The sequence below is a fragment of the Streptomyces sp. AJS327 genome (assembly GCF_013450295.1).
GTDB lineage: Bacteria > Actinomycetota > Actinomycetes > Streptomycetales > Streptomycetaceae > Streptomyces.
Window position 1 is genome coordinate 1,665,101 of the sequence record NZ_SKBR01000001.1, and the last position, 18,622, is coordinate 1,683,722.

19 protein-coding genes are annotated in these 18,622 nt (G+C 74.7%); 13 read left to right on the forward strand and 6 right to left on the reverse strand.

What is annotated here, in order from left to right; all coding sequences use genetic code 11:
- Positions 1–125: 125 nt before the first annotated feature.
- Both E0L36_RS06725 and E0L36_RS06730 read left to right on the forward strand, forming a co-directional pair.
- Positions 126–1,781: an FAD-binding dehydrogenase gene (locus tag E0L36_RS06725; protein WP_180927890.1), complete on the forward strand. Its 1,656-nt coding sequence runs from the start codon at positions 126–128 to the stop codon at positions 1,779–1,781.
- Between the two features lie 111 nt (positions 1,782–1,892).
- Complete coding sequence (locus E0L36_RS06730) at positions 1,893–2,852, forward strand: carbon-nitrogen hydrolase family protein (protein ID WP_180927891.1); 960 nt, start codon at positions 1,893–1,895, stop codon at positions 2,850–2,852.
- Positions 2,853–2,931: 79 nt separating this feature from the next.
- Here E0L36_RS06730 and E0L36_RS06735 read toward each other — a convergent pair whose 3' ends face one another.
- Positions 2,932–3,987 carry a sulfotransferase gene (locus E0L36_RS06735; protein ID WP_180927892.1) on the reverse strand — a complete coding sequence of 352 codons (1,056 nt, stop codon included), beginning with the start codon at positions 3,985–3,987 and terminating at the stop codon, positions 2,932–2,934.
- A 22-nt stretch (positions 3,988–4,009) separates the two neighbouring features.
- The gene (locus E0L36_RS06740; protein WP_180927893.1) at positions 4,010–4,630 is read right to left on the reverse strand and encodes a disulfide bond formation protein DsbA; all 621 of its coding nucleotides are present in this window, start codon (positions 4,628–4,630) and stop codon (positions 4,010–4,012) included.
- A gap of 126 nt (positions 4,631–4,756) precedes the next feature.
- Here E0L36_RS06740 and E0L36_RS06745 point away from each other — a divergent pair, with 126 nt between their 5' ends.
- Positions 4,757–5,566, forward strand: coding sequence for a thioesterase II family protein (locus E0L36_RS06745; RefSeq protein WP_180927894.1), 810 nt, complete (start codon positions 4,757–4,759; stop codon positions 5,564–5,566).
- Between the two features lie 254 nt (positions 5,567–5,820).
- A complete protein-coding gene (locus E0L36_RS28210; protein WP_180927895.1) occupies positions 5,821–6,789 on the forward strand; it encodes a CopD family protein in 969 nt (322 codons plus the stop codon).
- 28 nt (positions 6,790–6,817) lie between these two features.
- Here E0L36_RS28210 and E0L36_RS06755 read toward each other — a convergent pair whose 3' ends face one another.
- Complete coding sequence (locus tag E0L36_RS06755) at positions 6,818–7,447, reverse strand: TetR family transcriptional regulator (protein ID WP_180927896.1); 630 nt, start codon at positions 7,445–7,447, stop codon at positions 6,818–6,820.
- Between the two features lie 96 nt (positions 7,448–7,543).
- Here E0L36_RS06755 and E0L36_RS06760 point away from each other — a divergent pair, with 96 nt between their 5' ends.
- From E0L36_RS06760 to E0L36_RS06770, 3 genes are all read left to right on the forward strand, one after another.
- Positions 7,544–7,705, forward strand: coding sequence for a hypothetical protein (locus tag E0L36_RS06760; protein ID WP_180927897.1), 162 nt, complete (start codon positions 7,544–7,546; stop codon positions 7,703–7,705).
- A complete protein-coding gene (locus E0L36_RS06765) occupies positions 7,702–8,040 on the forward strand; it encodes a DUF4190 domain-containing protein (RefSeq protein WP_180927898.1) in 339 nt (112 codons plus the stop codon). Before E0L36_RS06760 ends, E0L36_RS06765 begins: the two co-directional genes overlap by 4 nt.
- Positions 8,041–8,288: 248 nt before the next feature.
- Positions 8,289–8,816, forward strand: coding sequence for a hypothetical protein (locus E0L36_RS06770; protein WP_180927899.1), 528 nt, complete (start codon positions 8,289–8,291; stop codon positions 8,814–8,816).
- Positions 8,817–8,964: 148 nt separating this feature from the next.
- Here E0L36_RS06770 and E0L36_RS06775 read toward each other — a convergent pair whose 3' ends face one another.
- From E0L36_RS06775 to speD, 3 genes are all read right to left on the reverse strand, one after another.
- Positions 8,965–9,828, reverse strand: coding sequence for a 4'-phosphopantetheinyl transferase superfamily protein (locus tag E0L36_RS06775; protein ID WP_180927900.1), 864 nt, complete (start codon positions 9,826–9,828; stop codon positions 8,965–8,967).
- Positions 9,829–9,867: 39 nt separating this feature from the next.
- Positions 9,868–10,074: a DUF3073 domain-containing protein gene (locus E0L36_RS06780; protein ID WP_180927901.1), complete on the reverse strand. Its 207-nt coding sequence runs from the start codon at positions 10,072–10,074 to the stop codon at positions 9,868–9,870.
- A 316-nt stretch (positions 10,075–10,390) separates the two neighbouring features.
- A complete protein-coding gene (speD, locus tag E0L36_RS06785; protein WP_180927902.1) occupies positions 10,391–10,768 on the reverse strand; it encodes an adenosylmethionine decarboxylase in 378 nt (125 codons plus the stop codon).
- An 888-nt stretch (positions 10,769–11,656) separates the two neighbouring features.
- Here speD and E0L36_RS06790 point away from each other — a divergent pair.
- The 6 genes from E0L36_RS06790 (at position 11,657) to E0L36_RS06815 (ending at position 18,392) form a co-directional block, all read left to right on the forward strand.
- A complete protein-coding gene (locus E0L36_RS06790) occupies positions 11,657–13,585 on the forward strand; it encodes a GNAT family N-acetyltransferase (RefSeq protein ID WP_308416654.1) in 1,929 nt (642 codons plus the stop codon).
- Positions 13,566–14,693, forward strand: a complete 1,128-nt coding sequence (locus E0L36_RS06795; protein WP_180927903.1) for an HAD-IIIC family phosphatase — start codon at positions 13,566–13,568, stop codon at positions 14,691–14,693. The genes E0L36_RS06790 and E0L36_RS06795 overlap by 20 nt, the downstream gene beginning before the upstream one ends.
- Entirely contained in the window at positions 14,680–14,967 is a 288-nt protein-coding gene (locus E0L36_RS06800; RefSeq protein WP_180927904.1) for an acyl carrier protein, read from the forward strand. The genes E0L36_RS06795 and E0L36_RS06800 overlap by 14 nt, the downstream gene beginning before the upstream one ends.
- A 180-nt stretch (positions 14,968–15,147) precedes the next feature.
- Entirely contained in the window at positions 15,148–15,678 is a 531-nt protein-coding gene (locus E0L36_RS06805; RefSeq protein ID WP_180927905.1) for a TerD family protein, read from the forward strand.
- A gap of 333 nt (positions 15,679–16,011) precedes the next feature.
- Positions 16,012–17,361, forward strand: coding sequence for a hemolysin family protein (locus E0L36_RS06810; protein WP_180927906.1), 1,350 nt, complete (start codon positions 16,012–16,014; stop codon positions 17,359–17,361).
- Positions 17,358–18,392 carry a CNNM domain-containing protein gene (locus E0L36_RS06815; RefSeq protein WP_180927907.1) on the forward strand — a complete coding sequence of 345 codons (1,035 nt, stop codon included), beginning with the start codon at positions 17,358–17,360 and terminating at the stop codon, positions 18,390–18,392. The genes E0L36_RS06810 and E0L36_RS06815 overlap by 4 nt, the downstream gene beginning before the upstream one ends.
- Positions 18,393–18,622 lie beyond the last annotated feature (230 nt).

The window sequence follows — 18,622 nt, forward strand, 5'->3', positions numbered from 1 at the left end:
GGTGCGGGCGGGGCCCGGTGCGGGCCCGGGGCCCGGCGCGGGCGCGTCCCGGGGCTATTGCGTTGATCCGCCGGCGGTTACCCTCCGGTACACCAGGCGTACCGGCGAGGGAGCAGGTGGGGAGCATGGCGTACGACGCCGATGTGATCGTGATCGGAGCCGGACTCGCGGGACTGGCGGCCACCGCCGAACTCGCCGAGGCGGGCCGCCGGGTGATCCTCCTCGACCAGGAGCCGGAACAGTCGCTGGGCGGGCAGGCGCACTGGTCGTTCGGCGGGCTCTTCCTCGTCGACTCCCCGGAGCAGCGGCGGCTGCGCATCCGGGACAGCCGGGAACTCGCCTGGCAGGACTGGCTGGGCACGGCCGGTTTCGACCGGGCGGAGGACCACTGGCCCCGCCGGTGGGCGGAGGCGTACGTCGACTTCGCGGCGGGGGAGAAGCGGTCCTGGCTGCGCGCCCAGGGCCTGCGGATCTTCCCGGTGGTCGGCTGGGCCGAACGCGGCGGGTACGAGGCCACCGGCCACGGCAACTCGGTGCCCCGCTTCCACATCACCTGGGGCACCGGCCCCGGGGTGGTCGAGCCGTTCGAGCGCCGGGTCCGGGCCGGAGTCGAGTGTGGCCGGGTGGAGTTGCGCTTCCGCCACCGGGTCACCGGACTCTCCCGCTCCGGCGGCGCGGTGGACACCGTCAGCGGGGAGGTCCTGGCCGACAGCGACGCGGAGCGCGGCACCGCCAGCGGACGCGAGGTGGTGGGCTCCTTCGAACTGCGGGCCCAGGCGGTCATCGTCACCTCGGGCGGGATCGGCGGGAACCACGACCTGGTGCGCGCCCACTGGCCGGAGCGGCTCGGCACCCCACCCAGCGAGCTGCTCTCCGGGGTGCCCGCGCACGTGGACGGGCTGATGCTGGACGTGGCCGCGCGGGCCGGGGCGCGGCTCATCAACCGGGACCGGATGTGGCACTACACCGAGGGGATAGCGAACTGGGACCCGATCTGGTCCCGGCACGGCATCCGGATCCTCCCGGGCCCCTCCTCGCTGTGGCTGGACGCCACCGGAAAGCGGCTGCCGGTGCCGCTCTTCCCCGGGTTCGACACCCTCGGCACCCTGGAGCACATCATGCGCACCGGGTACGGCCACACCTGGTTCGTCCTGAGCCAGAAGATCGTGGAGAAGGAGTTCACCCTCTCCGGCTCCGAGCAGAACCCCGACCTCACCGGCCGCTCCGTCCGCGAGGTGCTGGGCCGCGCGCGCGGCGGGGCGCCCGGCCCCGTCCAGGCGTTCCTCGACCACGGCGCCGACTTCGTGGTGGAGCGCGACCTGGGCGCGCTGGTCCGCCGGATGAACGCGCTCACCGGTGACGCGCTGATCGACGAGGAGGCGCTGCGCCGCGAGATCACCGCGCGCGACCGGGAGATCAGCAACCCCTTCACCAAGGACCTCCAGGTGATGGCGGTGCGCGGGGCGCGCTCCTTCCTCGGTGACCGGCTGGTGCGGGTCGCCGCCCCGCACCGGCTGCTCGACCCCAGGTCCGGACCGCTGATCGCGGTGCGGCTGAGCATCCTGACCCGCAAGTCGCTGGGCGGCCTGGAGACGGACCTCTCGGCGCGGGTGCTGACCGGGGACGGCGATCCGCTCCCCGGCGTGTACGCGGCGGGCGAGGCGGCCGGGTTCGGCGGTGGTGGCGTGCACGGCTACCGTTCGCTGGAGGGCACCTTCCTGGGCGGGTGCGTCTTCTCCGGGCGCACGGCGGGCCGGGCCGCCGCCCAGGCGGTCAGCTGACGGCGCGTCCAGCACCTCCCAGCACCTCCGCCGCGCCGCCCGCACCGCCCACGGCGGGCGGCGGGGAACGGCGGCGGCGAGTGATCAGCGGGCGACCAGAAGGGACCTGGCATGACGAGAGTGGCCGTGATCCAGTCCGGCTCCGTGCCGTTCGACGCCGGGGCGACGACCGACCGGGTCGTCCGGCTCACCGCCGAGAGCGCGGCGGAGGGGGCGCGGGTCGCCGTCTTCCCCGAGGCGTTCCTCGGCACCTACCCCAAGGGGCTGACCTTCTCAAGTCCCGTCGGCAGGCGCACCGAGCGGGGGCGCCGCGAGTACCAGCGGTACGCGGAGGGCGCGGTCTCGCTCGACGGGCCGGAGCTGGCGCGGGTCGCCGAAGCCGCCCGGGAGCACGGCGTCTTCGTGGTGCTCGGCATCGTCGAGCGGCTCGGGCGCACCCTGTACTGCACCGCCGTCCTGATCGACCCGGCGCGGGGGCTCGTCGGCCACCACCGGAAGTTGATGCCCACCGGGAGCGAACGGCTGATCTGGGGTTTCGGGGACGGCTCGACGCTGCCGGTGGTCGACTCGCCCGCCGGGCGGATCGGCACCGTCATCTGCTGGGAGAACTACATGCCGCTGCTGCGGCAGGCGATGTACGCGCGGGGTGTCGAGGTGTACTGCGCCCCGACGGCGGACGACCGGGACTCCTGGCAGCACACCGTCTCCCACATCGCCCTGGAGGGCCGCTGCTTCGTACTCTCGGCCTGCCAGTACATCACCCGCTCCGCCTACCCGGACGACTACGCCCCCGCCTTCGGTCAGCAGCCAGGCGACGTCCTGATGCGCGGGGGCAGCGTCATCGTCGACCCGCTGGGCACGGTGCTCGCCGGTCCCGTCTTCGACGAGGAGACCATCCTCTACGCCGACCTCGACCTGACCCAGAAGACCCGTTCCCACCTGGACTTCGACCCGGTCGGGCACTACGCGCGGCCGGACGTCTTCCAACTGACGGTGGACAGCCGCCCGAAGACCCCGGTGACCTTCGAGGGCCCGCCCGACGGCCCGGCACCCGGCGACCCTCCCCACTGACCGGACCCGGGAACCCGGACGCGGACCCAGGGAACCCGCGTGCGGCCCAGGACCCCGAACCCGCGGGCCGGGCGCGGGGTCAGCCGGGCCGCCGCACCCCGTCCACCCCGCCCACCGCGCGGGTGCCCGCGGCGCAGCTCTCGCGCAGCGCGCGCAGTTCGGACGGGGGCAGCGCGAGGGACGAGCCCCGGCGGCCGGTGCCGTCGAGCAGCGCCGCGCCCACGGTCAGCCAGCCGGGCAGCGGGTCGACGCCCACGAACCGTGCCAGCCGGGCCAGTTCCTCCCGGGGCGCGTCCAGCAGCCCCTCGTAGCCGAGGGTGGTCCGGTCCTCCTCCGGCACGGCCGCGAGGTGTTCCTCCGCCTCGACGACCAGCTCGGACCAGAGCGCCCCGAACCGGGTGACGGGCAACCGCCGCCGCAGGACCAGCGCGGGGTCGAAGGGGTCCTCCAGCAGGCCCGCCAGATGCGGGGGCAGCCCGGCCACCTGCTGGGGGGTCAGCTCGGCGGGCGTGGCCACCCCGCACCGTTCGGTGATCTCCCGCATCTGCGTGATCATGCGGTAGCCGGGGTGGCGGCTCATGGACAGGGCGCAGTCCGGGCCGTCCCGTACCAGGTGCACGAACCGGGCCTCGGGGAAGCCGCGGCGCAGCCAGGGGATGGCACCGGTGGAGTACCCGGAGCGCTCGACCGCCGCGTGCGCGCCGCCGGTGCGCGCCGCGAGCGCGTCGAAGAGGGCGCGCCACTGCGCGGGCACCGGCCGCGCGGGCCAGCCCGTGACCTCGGTGGCCAGGGCGTCGAGCAGGGCGTCCGGATCGTCGGCGAGGTGCGGCAGCACCATCAGGCTGAGCGCGGGGATTCCGGTGGTGTCCGCCGCGTAGCGGCCGGGACGGCGGGTGTAGAGGAACTCGGGGAGCGGTACCCCGCTGCGGGTCATGGCGTCGAAGACCGGGTTCGGCGCGGAGAGCAGCCCCCAGAACTCCGCTCCCGTCAGCACCTCGCCGGAGGCGGCCAGCGGGTGACTGACGCTGGCGAACAACTCGTTGAGGCTGAGCACGTCGGGATGGGTGGACAGCACCCGGGAGAGCGCCGTCGAACCGCTGCGTCCGGTTCCAACGACGAACGTCAGACTGCGCACCGTGTCACCCCTCGGATCCTCGTCATCCGACGTCCCTGTCCACCGCCGCCCTCCGCAACTCCCAGAATCCGGGAACACCCGCCATCAGCAGGACGCCGTCCCACAGCCGCCCGGCGGCCTCCCCGCGCGGGACGGTCGTGAGGCAGGGGCCGAAGAACGCGCGGCGCGGCTCGCCGCCGCCCGAGACCGCGAGCACCGGGGTGCCCACGTCGGTGCCGACGAGCCGCGTCGCCTCCGCGTGCGAGGCGCGCACCTCGGCGTCGTACGCGGTGGAGCCGCCCGCCTCGGCCAGTTCCTCCGGGAGGTCCGCGGCGCGCAGCGCGTCGGGGAACAGCCGCCGCCAGTCGCGCTCCTCCGGCTCGTGCAGCGCCGTGCCCAGCGCGGTGTGGAACCGGCCGAGCGCCTCGGCGCCGTGCGCCCGCTCGACGGCGGCGCAGATCCGCACCGGGATCCACAGGTAGCCCTCGGTGTCGCCCTCCGGGTCGACCGCACGGCCCTCGTTGAGCACGGACAGGCTCATCACCCGCCAGCGCACGGTGACGTCGCGCACGGCCGCGACCTCACGCATCCAGCGGGAGGTGAGCCAGGTGTAGGGGCAGGCCGGATCGAACCAGAAGTCAACGGTCCTGCGCTGCGACGGCATGGCATGAGCATAACGGGCTACCCCCGTGAAAGTGGGACAGCCCGAACATCCGCCCGACACCGCACAGGAGACGCGCGTGGCACGGGAGAATCACCAGACCCCGACCCCGCAGACGAGGAGCCCCCGGTGCCGCACACGTCCTGGATCCGGCTGAGCGACGCCCCGTCGGCCCGGCTCCGGCTGTTCTGCTTCCCGCACGCGGGCGCCGGGGCCGCCACCTACCGTCCCTGGGGCGCGGCGCTCGCCCCCGGGATACAGGTCTGCGCCGTGGTCCCGCCCGGCCGGGAGAGCCGGGTACGGGAGCGGCCCCACCGCCGGATCGAGGAGCTGCTGCCCCCGCTCGTCGAGGCGGTGGCCGCCCACGCCGACCGGCCCTACGCGATCTTCGGGCACAGCACCGGCGCGGCCGTCGGCTACGAGGTGGCGCGGGCGCTCGCCGCGCGGGACTGCGGCCCGCCGGTCTGCCTGGCCGTCTCCGGACGCCGCCCGCCCGCGCTGCCCGCCGACACCGCCCACCACCTGCTGCCCGACGCCGAGTTCGTGGCGGCGCTGCGCCACCTGGGCGGGCTGGACGGCGTGGGCGAGCCGGACGGACCCGGCGGTGAGCCCTCGGTGGAGGCCCGGCTGTGGCGGCTGCTGCTGCCCGGACTCCGCGCCGACTTCGAACTCCACGAGACCTACCGGGAACTGCCCGGCGAGCCGCTCACCATCCCCGTGCTGGCCTGCGCGGGCGCCGACGACCCCGCCGTGACGCCCGGGCGGATGGGGGAGTGGCGGCACACCACGCGCGGCCCCTTCCGCCAACGGACCTTCCCCGGCGGCCACTTCTACCTGACGGCCGTGGGGGACCCGGAGGGCGCCGTCCCCCGGGCCCTCCGGGAGACCCTGACGGAGCTGGGCGCGCTCGCCCACCCCGGGACGGGGCGCTCCGGGTGAGCCGTCAGCGGACGGGGCCCGCCTCATCGGTGCCCGTGGCCCGCCAGCGGGCACCCCCGCCGCCGAGGTAGTGGCGGACCTGGCCGGAGCCGTCTCGTGGGCGCCCTCCGGCTGGCCGGTGGACCCCGCCGTGGTGGTATCGGTGGCGGTCGGCCGGGATGTCTCCGGTTGTCGCGGAGCGTCGCCCGCCGTCCCGAACCACCCGGTACGACCCGCCCCGAGGCCCCCGGGCGCCCTGGGCGAGAATCCACGATGTGACCCGACCAGAACCCGCCTCCCCGCGCCGGAGCCGCGCGCGCACCGCGCTCGCCGTCACCACCTGCGCCGTACTCCTGGGGCTGCTCGCGCTGTTCGGCGCCTCCGCCCTCACCGAGAGCACCCACGAGCTGCACATACCCTGGGGCGGCACGACCGCCCTGCTCCGCTCCCTGCTGTTCACGGCGCTCTGCCTGCAACTCGGCGAGTTCGCCGGAGAGCGCCTCGCCCGCACCATCCCGGACGCCCCCGGGACCACCCCCCGCGCGTGGGCGGCCCCCGCGGCCCTCGCCGGGGTGCTGGCCTCGCTCGGCCTCGCCGTGGTGTTCGCCGCCGGGGACGCCTCGCTGACGGCTGGGCTGCCCGCGCTCCACGAGATGTCCGCCACCCGCGAGGGCAAACTGGCGCTGCTGGAGGCCAACGCCTTCCTGCTCGCCGCGCTCTGCGCCTGGCTCGGCCGCCCCGGCTGGGCAGCCGTCCCGCTCGCCGGGGTCATCCTCGGGGAGGCGCTGCGGGCCCACCCCGAGCAGGAGACGCTGCCGATCGGCGTCGCGCTCACCCTCGTCCACCTGTCCGCGACCGTGCTCTGGGCGGGCGGGCTCGTCCAGGTGCTGCGCACCATGCGTATCTGGCACGGAGGCGGCCACCGCGACGCCGCCCGCGGGCTGTTGGCGGTCTACGCCCGGTACGCCGCGCTGCTCCTCGCGGCCCTCGCCGTCACCGGAACCGTCAGCACCCTGCGGCGGCTCCCGCTCGACCAGCTGCTGAGTTCCGCGTACGGGCGCACCCTGCTGATCAAGCTCGTCCTGGTGGCCCTGGTGAGCTGCTGCGCGCTGGCCGCCCGCCGCGCGCTGCTCCGCGACCGGCTGGCCCGAACGCGCGCGGTCCACGCCGAGTTGGTCACCCTCGCCGCGGTGCTCGTGGTCTCCGCGCTGCTGACCGTGGCCCCGCTCCCGGTCTGGGACTGACCGGCGCCCCACCCGCCCCCGCTCCGGCTCAGCCCGGCCAGTGGACCCGGCCGAGCTGGATCAGCCGGAGCCTGCTGCGCGCCGTCCTGGCCACCTCCTCCGCGTCCGGCCCCTCGCCCTGGGCGGCGCTGAGGAAGGCGGAGGCGGTCAGCACCATCTGGTCGACGAACAGGCCCGCCAGCATGTGGCGTTCCTCGTCGCTCCAGGCGTCCGCGTCCGGCCCCGCCGCGAGCAGCCCGGCCACCTCACGGGTGAAGCGCTCCAGTTGGGCCGCGATGGCGGCACGTACCGGGCGCACCCCGCCGTTCCGCTCGCACGCGATGAAGCGGACGTGCGCCGGGTACGCGCGTACGTGCTCCTTGATCAGCTCGACGGTCCGGTCGATGCGCTCCCCGGGGTCGCGGCGCTCGGCGAAGACGGCGCGGACCAGCGCGTGCAGGCTGCCCAGCGCCTCGTCGACGAGCGCGACGCCGAGGTCGCCGGTGTCCCGGAAGTGCCGGTAGAAGGCGGCCGGGGTCACCCCCACCGCGCGGGTGACCTCGCGCAGCCCGAGGCTGCTGAGGCTCTGCCCGTCCAGCAGGCGCAGCCCCTCGTCCAGCAGCGCCTGCCGGGTTCTCTGCTTCTGGGCGTCGCGGCGCCCGGTGCTCGTGCGGCTCACCGTTTCAGTAAACAACCGTTTGCCGGGTCCGGCCAGGCTCCCTAGACTGATGTTCAGTGAACAAGTGTTTCTACAGTCGTTTACCGAGAGGGAGCGATGCTCTTCCTGGCCGTCGCGCTGTACCTGCTGGGCGCCCTGATAGGCGCCGCGGCACAGCTGCCGCCGACCGTCACGCTGCTCGCGGGCACCGTGATCACCTGCTGGCTGCTGCTCTTCGCGGTACGCGAGCGGACGCGTCGCCGGAGGAGCGCGGTATGACGGCCCTCGCCCCCCTCCGGCGCCGGAGCGGCCCGTCCCGGCACGGACCCTCCGGTAGCGGCGCGTCCGGCGCCGGTCCCTCCCCACGCGGCGCGGAAGCCCGCGCGGGCCGCGCGCACGCCGACGACCTGGCCGTCTGGTCCTTCGTCTCGGGGCTGGCCGGGCTGCTCGTCGGCAACCTGGTCCTGGGGCCCTGCGCGCTGGCCCTGGGCGCCCTGGCGCGCGGCACCGGGCGCCGAGGCCGCGCCCTGCTCGGCCTGGTCCTGGGGGCGGCCGACCTGCTGGTGCTGGTCACCCTCGCCGTCGCCAACGGCACGCTCTCCTGGGCCCTTTAGGGCCCCGCGGAGCGCGCCCGGACGGCCGGGACCCGGACAGCCGGACCCGGACCCGCGTCCCGCCGGTCACGCTCCGCGGGCCTGGGTGCGAGAGTCCCCCGCGCGGACCGTCGTCCGCCGCCCACCGTGTGGATGGGTGCGCGGACGGCAAGTGGAACCCCCCGCTCCCCTCGCGTGCTACGGACAGTGAAATGATCAGGTGAACACGGAATCGGCGGCGCGGCCGCCCCGAGAGAAGGGAGCGGCTCATGGCTATGGTCGGCCTGTTCTGGATCGCCGGGGGCGAGGTCTTCGTGGGCGCCAAGCCGGCCGGTACGGCTCCCGGGGCGCGCCTGACCGCCGAGGGCGTGATCGCCCTCGGGGACGCCCAGTCCGGCGTCCACCCCTGGGAGAAGGTGCGGTCGCTGACGGTGACGGAGGTCCCCGTGGCCTCGCTGACGCGCAGGGCCGGGGCGGTCCGCGACGCGGTCGCGAGCACGGTCGTGAACCTCGTCCTGCCCATGGGCCCGGGCCACGTGGAGCAGGCCCCGGCGCGGATGACCGTCCGAGTGGGCGTCGCCGACGCCGAGTACGCGCTCGCGGTCCACGTGGCCGCGGCCAACGGCTACTCCCGTACGGAGACCAGCCTCTCGCACACCCTCCTGACCCGCCTCACGGAGGACGCCGGGACAGCGGCCACGACACTCGCGACCATGGCGGAGTGGGGCCGCGCTCAGCGAACGGGCTCGCCCCGGAAGACCGAGCGGGAGCGGCTGCTGCGCGAGTGGCTGGGCTGAGCCCCGCCCCCACTCGAACCCGCCCCCATCGGAACCCACCGGGCCCGGACCGAACGTGCCGCCGGAAAAAGGCGGTTGGGGCACATCGCCGGGCTGAGAACATCGCCGGACGCGGACGCGGACGCGGGTGCCGCGCCGGTCTCCGGCCTCAGCACCCGGTCGCTCCCGCCTCCGGGCGCGCGGCGGCCCAGGCACGTAGCGCGGCCCCCGCGTCCCGCGCCGAGACCCGGTGCGGAGTGGGGGCCAGCACGGCCACGCTCGCCAGATACCCGGCCCCGGGCCCGGCCTCCCCGGCCGGGCCGCCGCCGTCCGCACCAGCGCCCCCGACGTCGAGGTCGGTCAGCCGGGTGCGCGGCGCCCACTCCGGATGCCGCTCCCAGGAGAGGACGGCCGGACCCTCCTCCGGCCCGCTGACCTCCAGGCCGCTCACCCCGGGGAACAGGCCGACCCCCAGCGCCTTCACCACCGCCTCCTTGCGCGTCCAGTAGCGGAGGAACCCGGTGTGCCGCCGCTCGGCGGGCAGCGCGTCCAGCCGCGCTCGCTCGCGGGCGGTGAGCACCCGACGGGCCAGCAGCGGAACGCTCCAGGCGGTGCTGAACGGTTCGACGTCGAGACCGACGGCGGCACCCCGGTGGAAGGCGACGCCCACGCGGCGTCCGCCGTGGGTCACCGAGAGACAGATCTGCCCGGGCGCCACCGACCCCGGATCGCCGCCGGGCGACCCCGGTGGGGTGGGCGCCGAGCCCAGGCCGACCTTGCCGTGCGGACCGCCGCACCGCGCGCAGCGCCGGTGGAGCGGCACCTCGGCGGGTGCGATGCCGAGGTAACCGCCCAGCGCGACGCGGCTGATGGCGCAGCCCAGCAGAAAGCGCCGCCGGTTGTCGGGGTCTCCCGTTCGGGAGAGCCGCTCGCTCTCCACAGGGTTCAGCAGGGAGACGAGCGACTCGTCCGCGTCATCAAGATCGGCCCACCAGATCCGCACGGTGTGCCGGGGGAGAAACCGCTCACTCATCGTGGCGGAAGGGGTGGCACCCCGCCCGGAGTGCCGTACTCAGTCAACGAGATAGTCGCGCTCTGACACGTCTCTGGTGTCGGGAGCCTCGCGCGACTCACGGTCGTACTCGAATTCGTACCCCGGGGAATCGGATTGCTGGCCGCTCAACTCGCGTTCGAGCGCCTTGAAATCCGTCGCAGGGGTGGAGTACTTGAGCTCTCGGGCAACCTTGGCCTGCTTGGCCCGTGCACGGCCACGTCCCATCGCCGCACGCCTCCTGGTTCCGATAGGAGCGGTGCGACCGGTCCAATGGCGGGCCCGCTCATCTCTCACGTCACCCCTCGGATGCTACCACAGGTGTGCTAGCACCCCAAGTCGGGTCGCGGGCTCCGGACGCCCGCTCGATGATGGAAAAACCCGAGGCGGAGCCCCGGTGCGGCCGGAGTTCGGCCGCCGCTTCGGTCAGGGCGCGGACGGGGTCGGCTCGCCCCGGACCGCGCACGCCGTCCCCACGTCACCCGCCGCGCCGTCGCCCCGCACGGGGCCCGACGCGGCGCCGCGCACGCCCCGGCGGGGTACTTCAGTGCACGGCTCGCAGGAGTCGCGAGATGTTGATGCGGGTGGGCGAGAGCCCGTTCTCCACGCTCTGCATCATGCGCTCGCCGTTCAGCCGTCCGTAGGCGAGCAGATCGACGTTGGCCAGGCTGTATTCGGGCCAGGTGTGGATGCTCAGGTGCGAGGCGGACAGCAGGAGAATCGCCGTCACCGCGCCGTTCGGGAAAACATGCGAGGCCTCGCCCAGTACCTTGGCGTTTCCCTTTTCCGCCGCCTCGCGGAGCAGGGCCATAAGCCGCTGCTCGTCGGTGAGTATGCTGTGGTCGCTTACCCAGACGTCGACCGCGTAAGAACACAGTTCGTCGACGTTTATTTCTTCGGGGCTGCCGAGTTCGTTCGCCATGGATTTCTGGAGGGGTCGGACTGGTGCTCCGTTCCCCGTCTCCTCTCGCAACACGTGATTTCCGAGACGTGGACCGGTGTTCCGTCGGCGGTGACACCACGACGTATCGGGCGGTCCTAATTTTAACATCGGCGATCTCTTTGGCTTCTTGTGGGTCGCTTGTGGGTCCACGGAGCCGGTCGCGGACCGGAGGGGAGGACGGCCCGTCCGTCCGCGCCGGGAGGCGCGGTTCCGGCGTGGGAGGCGGCGCCGTGGATGCCAGGGCTCACCGGGTGTGGGTCCTGGCGCTCGCGGCGGCGCGGGCCGGGGGTCACCGCCGGACGGGGGCGGGGCGCGGCCGGGGTCGCGGGCCGGGGCCGGGTCGTGTGTCTGCCCCGCTCTCGCTCCCCCGTACGAGTGGTCCGCCCGGGGAGCGGCCCCCGCGTTCCGCCCGTTCGGGGTGCTGCCGGGGGAGCGCCCCGGGAGCGTGACGGGGGTGCGGGGGAGGCGCGGGGCAAGGGGAGGGCGGGGGGTGTGGGGCGCCCCGGAGAGGTCTCCCGGCGGGGATCGGCGGGCTGCCGGGGGTGTGTGTGGTTGGGGTACGATAGCGGAATGCCGACCTGGAACTCGTATTTCCTCCGTATTTCCGGTCGTTGAGGCGCGCGGCGCCTCACTCGTCAAAGGGAGTGCGGCGGTGGAATCCAGGACGGCCGGGCGCCACAACGGAATACCGCGGAGAGTTGCGGCGGGTCCGGAGTTTCCGAACGTGTTCCTCCGGCACCGTGTCGTCACTTCGGTGGGAATCCGGAAACACGAAAAACAGCGGAGCCATCCGGAACGGATGGCTCCTGGTGCGTTCGAGAGAAATGGCCGACAGCGGCCACACGGTGCGGACACTTGGATTCTATGGTGACTGGCGGGCGAGACAGCGAAGCGGAGTCGGTGCTGCGGGAGGTCGCGGAAGCCGTCACCCTGCAGGAGGGCCCACCCGGTGTGCGGTCGGTGCTGCGCGCGATGCGCCAGCTGACGACGGCCTCCACCAAGGAGCTGAGCCGGTCGACGGGGCTTCCGGTGCCGATCGCGGCGGCGGTCGGCAACGAGCTGCGCCGCCGCGGGCTGTTCACCCGGGAGCGCCCCTCCCGGCTGACCCCCTCCGGCCTCGCGCTCGTCGCGGAGCTGGGCATGGACCTCTCGCTGGACGCCACCTGCGCCGAGTGCGACGGCCGTGAGCTGGTGATCCCGCCGACGCTGAGCGAGGCGGTCGAGCGGCTGACCAAGCTGATGGAGGCCGGGCCGGGCGCCGACATGAGCCTGGACCAGTCCCGGTGCACCCCGGAGACCAAGGTCCGCAGGGTGCTGGCGCTGGCCCGGGCCGGGGTCCTGCCGGGCGGCTCGCTGCTGCTGGTCGGCGACGACGACATGGTCTCCCTCGCCGTCGCGGTGGTGAGTGACCTGCTGGGCACCCCGCTGGTGCAGCGGCTCACCGTCGTCGACATCTCCGAGGAGATCCTGGGGTACATCCGCGAGGTGACCGCCGACCTCGCGGTGAGCGTCGAGACGGTCCAGCACGACCTGCGGGAGCCGCTACCCGAGCGGCTGCGTGGTCAGCACGACGCCGCGATGACCGACCCGCCCTACACCGCGGAGGGCGCCCGGCTCTTCCTCTCGCGGGTGGTGGAGGGGCTGCGGCCGGGCCCGGCGAACAGCGTCTTCTTCTCCTTCGGCGCCAAGAACCCGAACGAGATGCTGGAGGTGCAGCAGGAGATCCTCAACCTCGGCCTCGTCGTCAACGGGTTCATCCGCAACTTCAACGAGTACGAGGGCAGCGGCACCCTCGGCGGCACCGGCTTCCTCCAGCACCTGCTGACCACGAGCGCGACCCAGTCCTCGGTCGGCGGCAGCTACCAGGGCCCGCTCTACACCCGCGACAAGCGCTCGCGGCAGCGCGAGTACGAGTGCGTCGCCTGTGGCGCGCGGGTTCCCGTCGGGCCCGGTGCCCGCTGGTCGTCGGTCGGCGCGCTGCGCGCGGAGGGCTGCCCCACCTGTGGCCGTGGCCCGTTCCGGCCGCGCCAGCTGGTGAGCATGGCCGAGCTGCCCGAGCCGCCCGCCCCGGCCCGGCCGCCGGAGGCGGCGAGCGGCGCGCCCGCGCCGTCCGATCCCGCCGGGTCCCGGCTCGGCGAGGCCTCGGCGTCCGTGGGTGACGGCTCGCGCCCGGCCGCCGTCGGCCAGGTGGGGCCCGCGGCCCCCGGGGAGCAGGACGGTCCGGCGCCGGACGCCGGACGGCTGGCCCCGGGCGGGGCCGCCCGGCGACTGCCGGAGCAGGCGCTGCTGGCCGTGCGGTCCGGCCCGTACGTCACGCGTACCGCCGGGGAGGCCGACCTCGACGCGGTGGCGGACTTCGAGGCCGAGATCGCCCGGGTCTCGTTCGGCAACGCGGCCGTGGACAACCCGCAGCGGCACCGTGCCCGGCTGGCGAGGGCGATGCGCAAGTCGCGGGAGGGCATGCTCGTCGCCTGCCTCCCGGAGGACGCCACCCCCGTCGGCTGGCTGTGGATGACGGTCAACCAGAACACTATGACGGGTGACCGCTACGCCAACTTCCGCTCGCTCGCCGTCGCGCCGGTGGAGTCGCGCTCCGAGGTGGCGGAGCTGCTGGTCGCCGCCGGGCTGGAGTTCGCCGCCGAGCGGGACGTGGTCGAGGTCGTCGGCAAGACCCATATAGGGAACGTCTCGATGCGCACGCTGTACCGGAAGTTCGGTTTCGAGGCCGCGCACATGACGATGAAGCTGCGGTTGACGGAGGGGAGCGGGCGGGACGATGACCTCGCCGACGGATGAGGTGTCCGAGGCGCTCCCGGCCGTGTTCGGCCACGTCAAGTGCGTGGTGTGGGACCTGGACGACACCCTCTGGGACGGCGTGGCGCTGGAGTCGGCCAGCGGCCGACCTCCGCCCCCGCGGGCCTGGGTCCTGGAGGCGGTCGACGCGCTCGCCGAGCGCGGGGTGCTCAGCAGCGTCGCCAGCCGGACCGCGCCCTCGGTGCTGGAGGCGTTGCGCGCCGACCGCGAACTCGCCCGCAGGTTCGTGGCTCCGCAGGTCGGCTGGCAGGACAAGAGCGAGTCGCTGCGCCGTCTCGCGACCGAACTCGGGATCGGCGTCGACTCCCTGCTGCTGGTAGACGACAGCGCGTACGAACGGGCCGAGGTCGCCGCGATGTTGCCTGGGGTCCTGACCCTGGAGCCCACGGCGGTACCCGCGTTGGTCGCGGGCGTCGCGCCCGCGGCCACCCCGGAGGCCGTGGCCCGCGTCGGCCGCTACCGCGAGGAGCTGGAACGCGTCCGGGCGGGGCGGGAGTTCGGCGGGTCCCGGGAGGACTTCCTGCGCTCCTGCGGTATGCGGCTGACCGTGGGCGCCGCGACCGCCGGGGAGTTGGCGCGCTGCGCCGAACTGGCCGTCCGTACCCACCGGTTGAACGCTTCCGGGCTGACTCCCCACGCCGGGGCGCTCGCCACGGCGACGGAGCGTGGCGCGCTGCTGCTCGTCGCGGAGCTGGAGGACGTCTTCGGCGGGTACGGACTGATCGGCGCCGCGCTGGTCGACCCGGCGCCCGAGGCGTGGCGCGCGGAACTGCTGGCGCTCTCCTGCCGTGTCGCCGGACGCGGGGTGTCGCAGGGTTTCCTGCGCTGGCTGATGGGCCGGGCGCGGGCGGCGGGCGCCCCCGAGTTCCGGGTGGACTTCCGGTCGACCTCGGCCAACCTCGAACTGCGGCTGCTCTTCCGGCAGATGGGGCTGCGGCTGGCGGACGGCGCGCGGAGCGCCGAGCCGCCGGTGACCCTGGCCCGGTCGCTCCGGCGGCCGCTTCCCGGATATCCGGCGTGGCTGCGCGTGACGGAGCGGGGCGCCGGGGGAGCCGAGGCGGAGGGAGGGCCCGGCCGTGGCGGCGGGTGACACGGACGCCCGAGTGGAGCACGCCGTCCGCCGGTTGCTGGCCGAGGGGCTGGGTCGCCCGTACTCCGAGATCGACCGGCTCCCGGAGGACACCGAGCTGTTCGGACCGGAACTCGCGCTGACCTCCCTCGCGGGCGTGGCGCTTCTCACCGGTATGCAGCGGGAGTTCGGCGTGGACGTGGCCGACGAGGACCTGAACCTCGACTCACTGGAGACGATCGCCACCCTGCGGGACTTCGTCGCCGCCCGGGTGGCCTCCGGGCCGCCGGACTGAGGCGCCGGGCGCGGCGCGGTGCTCGGGGTGGGCGCCCGGGGGAACCTGGCGTGCCGGCGGGGGCGCGGTCCGCCGTCGACCGGATGCGGCCGTTCCCTGGGAAGATCCCAACTCGGCCGTGGAGCCCTACTATTGAGGTGGGGCGCGGCAGGCGTCCCCGTCAGTCCGAGGGAGGGACCTGTGAGCGGATTGAGCAAGGGCATCGGCAAGGCCGAGGTGACCCTCAAGTGGGACCCCAGCCCGTTCGGTGCGCCCCCGACGGACCTTGATCTCGTCGCCGCCGTCTATCCCGCCGACGACCCGCGGGGCCGTCCCGGCTACCTGGTCTACTTCGACAGCCGCGCGCCCGACGGCACCATCACCCTCACCCGGGACAGCCGCACCGGTCAGGGCCTGGGCACGGACGAGGCGATGACCCTGGAGCTGGAGCGGCTGGCGGAGTCCTACGGCCGGGTCGTCTGCGGGGTGGCGATACAGCAGCGCGAGGGCCACAAGACCTTCGGTGAGGTGACGAACACCCTGGCCCGGGTGGTGGAGGACACCACCGAGCTGCTGCGGGTGGACTTCTCCGGCGCCCCCGACTCCACCGCCGCGATCATCTGCGAGTTCGTCCGGGACGACGAGGGCGAGTGGCGCTTCCGGCCGACCTTCCAGGGCATGGACACCGACCCGGCGGGCTTCGCCGAACTGCTCGGCGGCGACCCCCACTGAACCGGGGCGGCCGGGCGGTCACCGCCCGCCCGGGCCGTTCGCGGGGGCGGAGGGGAGCCTTGGTGAAGGGACGCCGGGAGACCGGTTGACGTGGCCGGAGCCGGGGACGCGTGGGGGAGCGCGTCTCCTATAATCCCTTGCCCCCGACGGCGGTTCGCCGGGAGGGCGGCCCTGCCGTCCGGGGCCCGCACGTTCCGCCGTGGCTGTTCGGTACGCCGAGCACGTCCGGCCGTTCGAGCGAAGGAGTTCCGGTCTCCCCATGGACGACCCTCCGAGTCCCCACCGTGTCCCCTCCCCGCCCGTCCGCGTGAACTCCCGGGTGGAGGTGGCACGGTGACCTCCCTCCTCCCGCTGCTTCCCGCCCTCCCGCTGGCCCTGTGGTGCCTGGCGTCGCTGGCGGCCGGGTCCGCTCTGACCACCGTCGAGCAGGCGGCCCGCGAGCGGGCCGCCACCCCGGCCGAACCTGGCGCCTGTGGGGCGGAGTTGGCCGTGCGGCCACTCACCGTCCGGCTGTCCGGCGCCGAGTTGGCGGTCACCGTCACCGGACTGCTCAGCGGGATGCTGGCGGTGCCCGCGCTCGCCGCGCTGCTGCGGGTGCCGTTCGGCCGACTGGGCCTTCCGGACGGAGTGGTGGCGGTCGTGACGATGACGCTGGGGGCCGCGCTCTGCGCCCTCGCGGTGATACTTACCGTCGAACTCGGCCCGAGCGCCGGGGTGTTCGGGCGGCTCCCGGGGAGGAAGCACGGAACGCCGCCCCCGGCGGGGCGCACCCGCGCTGTCGTGTCCGGACCGCTGGTCCGCCATCTGAACGGTGTCGCCGAGCGGTTGGTGCGCGGCTGCGGGCTGAAGCCCGCCCCGGAACCGTCGTCCGCCCGGAGCCCGGCCGAACTGGCCGCGCTGGCACGGCACTTGGCGCGCCGTGGTGGCATCGAGCCGGACACCGCCGAGCTGTTCGTCCGCACCCTGCGCCTGGGCGGCCTCACAGCGGAGAACGTGATGACGCCGCGGGTCGGGGTGATGGCGCTGGAGTGCTCCGCGACCGCGCTCGACGTGCGCAACCTGACGCGTGCCACCGGACTGTCCCGTTTCCCGGTCTACCGCGCGACGCTGGACGAGGTGGTCGGCGTCGTGGACGTTCGGGACGCGCTGGCCGTTCCGGCGAAGCGCCGTGCCCGCACCCCGGTCGCGGAACTGGCGGGGCCGCCGCTGCTGGTCCCGGCCACGCTCAGCGTCGACCAGCTGCTCGCGAGGTTACGGCGGGCGCGGACGCTGGCGGTCGTGGTCGACGAGTACGGCGGCACCGCGGGTGTGGCCACGCTGGAGGACATCGTCGAGGAGGTGGTCGGCGAGGTCCGCGACGAGCACGACCCCGAGGAGGCACCACACCTGGCGCCGCTGCGGACCGGCGCGGACGGCGGCCGGGTGTGGCGGGCCGAGGGCAGCGTCCGCACCGGGCGTCTGCGGGGCATCGGCCTCACGGTGCCCGACGGGCCCTACGAGACCGTCGCCGGACTGGTCGCGCACGACCTGGCGCGCATCCCCGAGCCCGGGGACGCGGTGACCACCGGGGGCTGGCGGCTGGAGGTCGTGGAGGTCGCGCACCACCGCGCCAGCCGGTTGCGGATCACCGCGCCCCGGGACGCGGGCGCCGTGCTGCCGGAGCCGGGGCGGGTCGTCTCGTGACCGCCACGCACCTCGGACTGTCGCTGGCAACGTTGGCCGGCACCGCCTTCCTCGTCGCCGCCGCGTTCGCCACGGCCTCAGTCCGGCGCGGCGCGATCGAGACCCAGGCCGAGGCGGGGAGCGGGCGGGCCCGTGGCGTGCTGCGGGGCCTGGAGCGGCTGCCCGGGCTGATGGCCACCGCGCGGCTGGGCGTCACCCTGGCTCCGCTGGTGCTGGGCGCGGTCGCCGTGCCCGCGGTGGCGCGGCTGCTGGAGCCGGGCTTCGAGGCGGCCGGGACGCCCCCGTGGCTTCCGCGCCCGGCCGCCTGCCTGCTCGCCCTCGCCGCCGTGGCCTATCTGCACACGCTGGTGGGGGAGTTGCTGCCGAGGAACCTCGCGCTCGCCGCGCCGCGACCGCTCGCCCTGGCGCTGGGCCCGGGGCTGGTGGCGCTGGCCCGGGTGGCGCGGCCGGTGGTCACCGCCGTCCGCGCGCCAGCCCGCTCGGTACGGCGGCCGCCGGGGGCGGAATCGGGCGGCGAGGGCGGCGCGGTGTGCACCGGACGCGACCTCAGCGCGCTGGTGCGCGGCTCCTCCGAGGCGGGGCTGCTGCCCGGAGGAAGCGGTGAACGAGCTTGCGAAGCCCTGGAGTTGGGCGGTCACACGGTGGACGAGGTGATGCTCAGCCCCCGGCGGACCGTCACCGCCGACCACCGCACCACCCCGGAGCGGCTGGAGTGGCTGGCGGTCCGCCACGGGTACTCACGCTTCCCGGTCGTCGGGCCCGACGGGGCGATGCTGGGCTACCTGCACGTCAAGGACGCGCTGGACGACACCCTGCCTCCGGGCCGTCCCTTCCCCCGCTCCGCGCTGCGGGCGCTGCCCCGGGTCCGGGCGGGCACGGCGCTCGACGCGGCGCTCACCGTCATGTGCGCGGCCGTCGCCCACCTAGCCGTGGTGGAGGACGCCCGGGGCGCGGTGCTGGGGCTCCTGACGATGGAGGACGTGCTGGCCGAACTGGTCGGCCCCGTAACGGAGGAGGCGGCGGCACGCTGACCCGTGTCCGCCGTCCGCCGCCCAACCGGCCTGGGCCGCCGGGGCGTTCGCCAACCGACGTGTGTCCGGGCCGCGTTGCACAGTGGTCTGTCAACGCGGGGTCGTTGGGCGGCCGTCGGGACCAGATGTCGCGCCACCGTCGCCCTCGACGTACCGTGCCCGCCGGATCCCCGCACGTCCCGCACGTGGTGCACTCTCTCTTGGGCGGCCTGCCGGACCAGCCAGCGCGG

Coding starts and splice junctions, on each gene's coding strand:
- E0L36_RS06765 (WP_180927898.1), top strand. CDS start 7,702: ATGACGGCCCTCGCCCCCCTCCGGCGCCGGAGCGGCCCGTCCCGGCAC.
- E0L36_RS06775 (WP_180927900.1), bottom strand. CDS start 9,828: ATGAGTGAGCGGTTTCTCCCCCGGCACACCGTGCGGATCTGGTGGGCC.
- E0L36_RS06795 (WP_180927903.1), top strand. CDS start 13,566: ATGACCTCGCCGACGGATGAGGTGTCCGAGGCGCTCCCGGCCGTGTTC.
- E0L36_RS06740 (WP_180927893.1), bottom strand. CDS start 4,630: ATGCCGTCGCAGCGCAGGACCGTTGACTTCTGGTTCGATCCGGCCTGC.
- E0L36_RS06760 (WP_180927897.1), top strand. CDS start 7,544: ATGCTCTTCCTGGCCGTCGCGCTGTACCTGCTGGGCGCCCTGATAGGC.
- E0L36_RS06725 (WP_180927890.1), top strand. CDS start 126: ATGGCGTACGACGCCGATGTGATCGTGATCGGAGCCGGACTCGCGGGA.
- E0L36_RS06780 (WP_180927901.1), bottom strand. CDS start 10,074: ATGGGACGTGGCCGTGCACGGGCCAAGCAGGCCAAGGTTGCCCGAGAG.
- speD (WP_180927902.1), bottom strand. CDS start 10,768: ATGGCGAACGAACTCGGCAGCCCCGAAGAAATAAACGTCGACGAACTG.
- E0L36_RS06770 (WP_180927899.1), top strand. CDS start 8,289: ATGGCTATGGTCGGCCTGTTCTGGATCGCCGGGGGCGAGGTCTTCGTG.
- E0L36_RS06730 (WP_180927891.1), top strand. CDS start 1,893: ATGACGAGAGTGGCCGTGATCCAGTCCGGCTCCGTGCCGTTCGACGCC.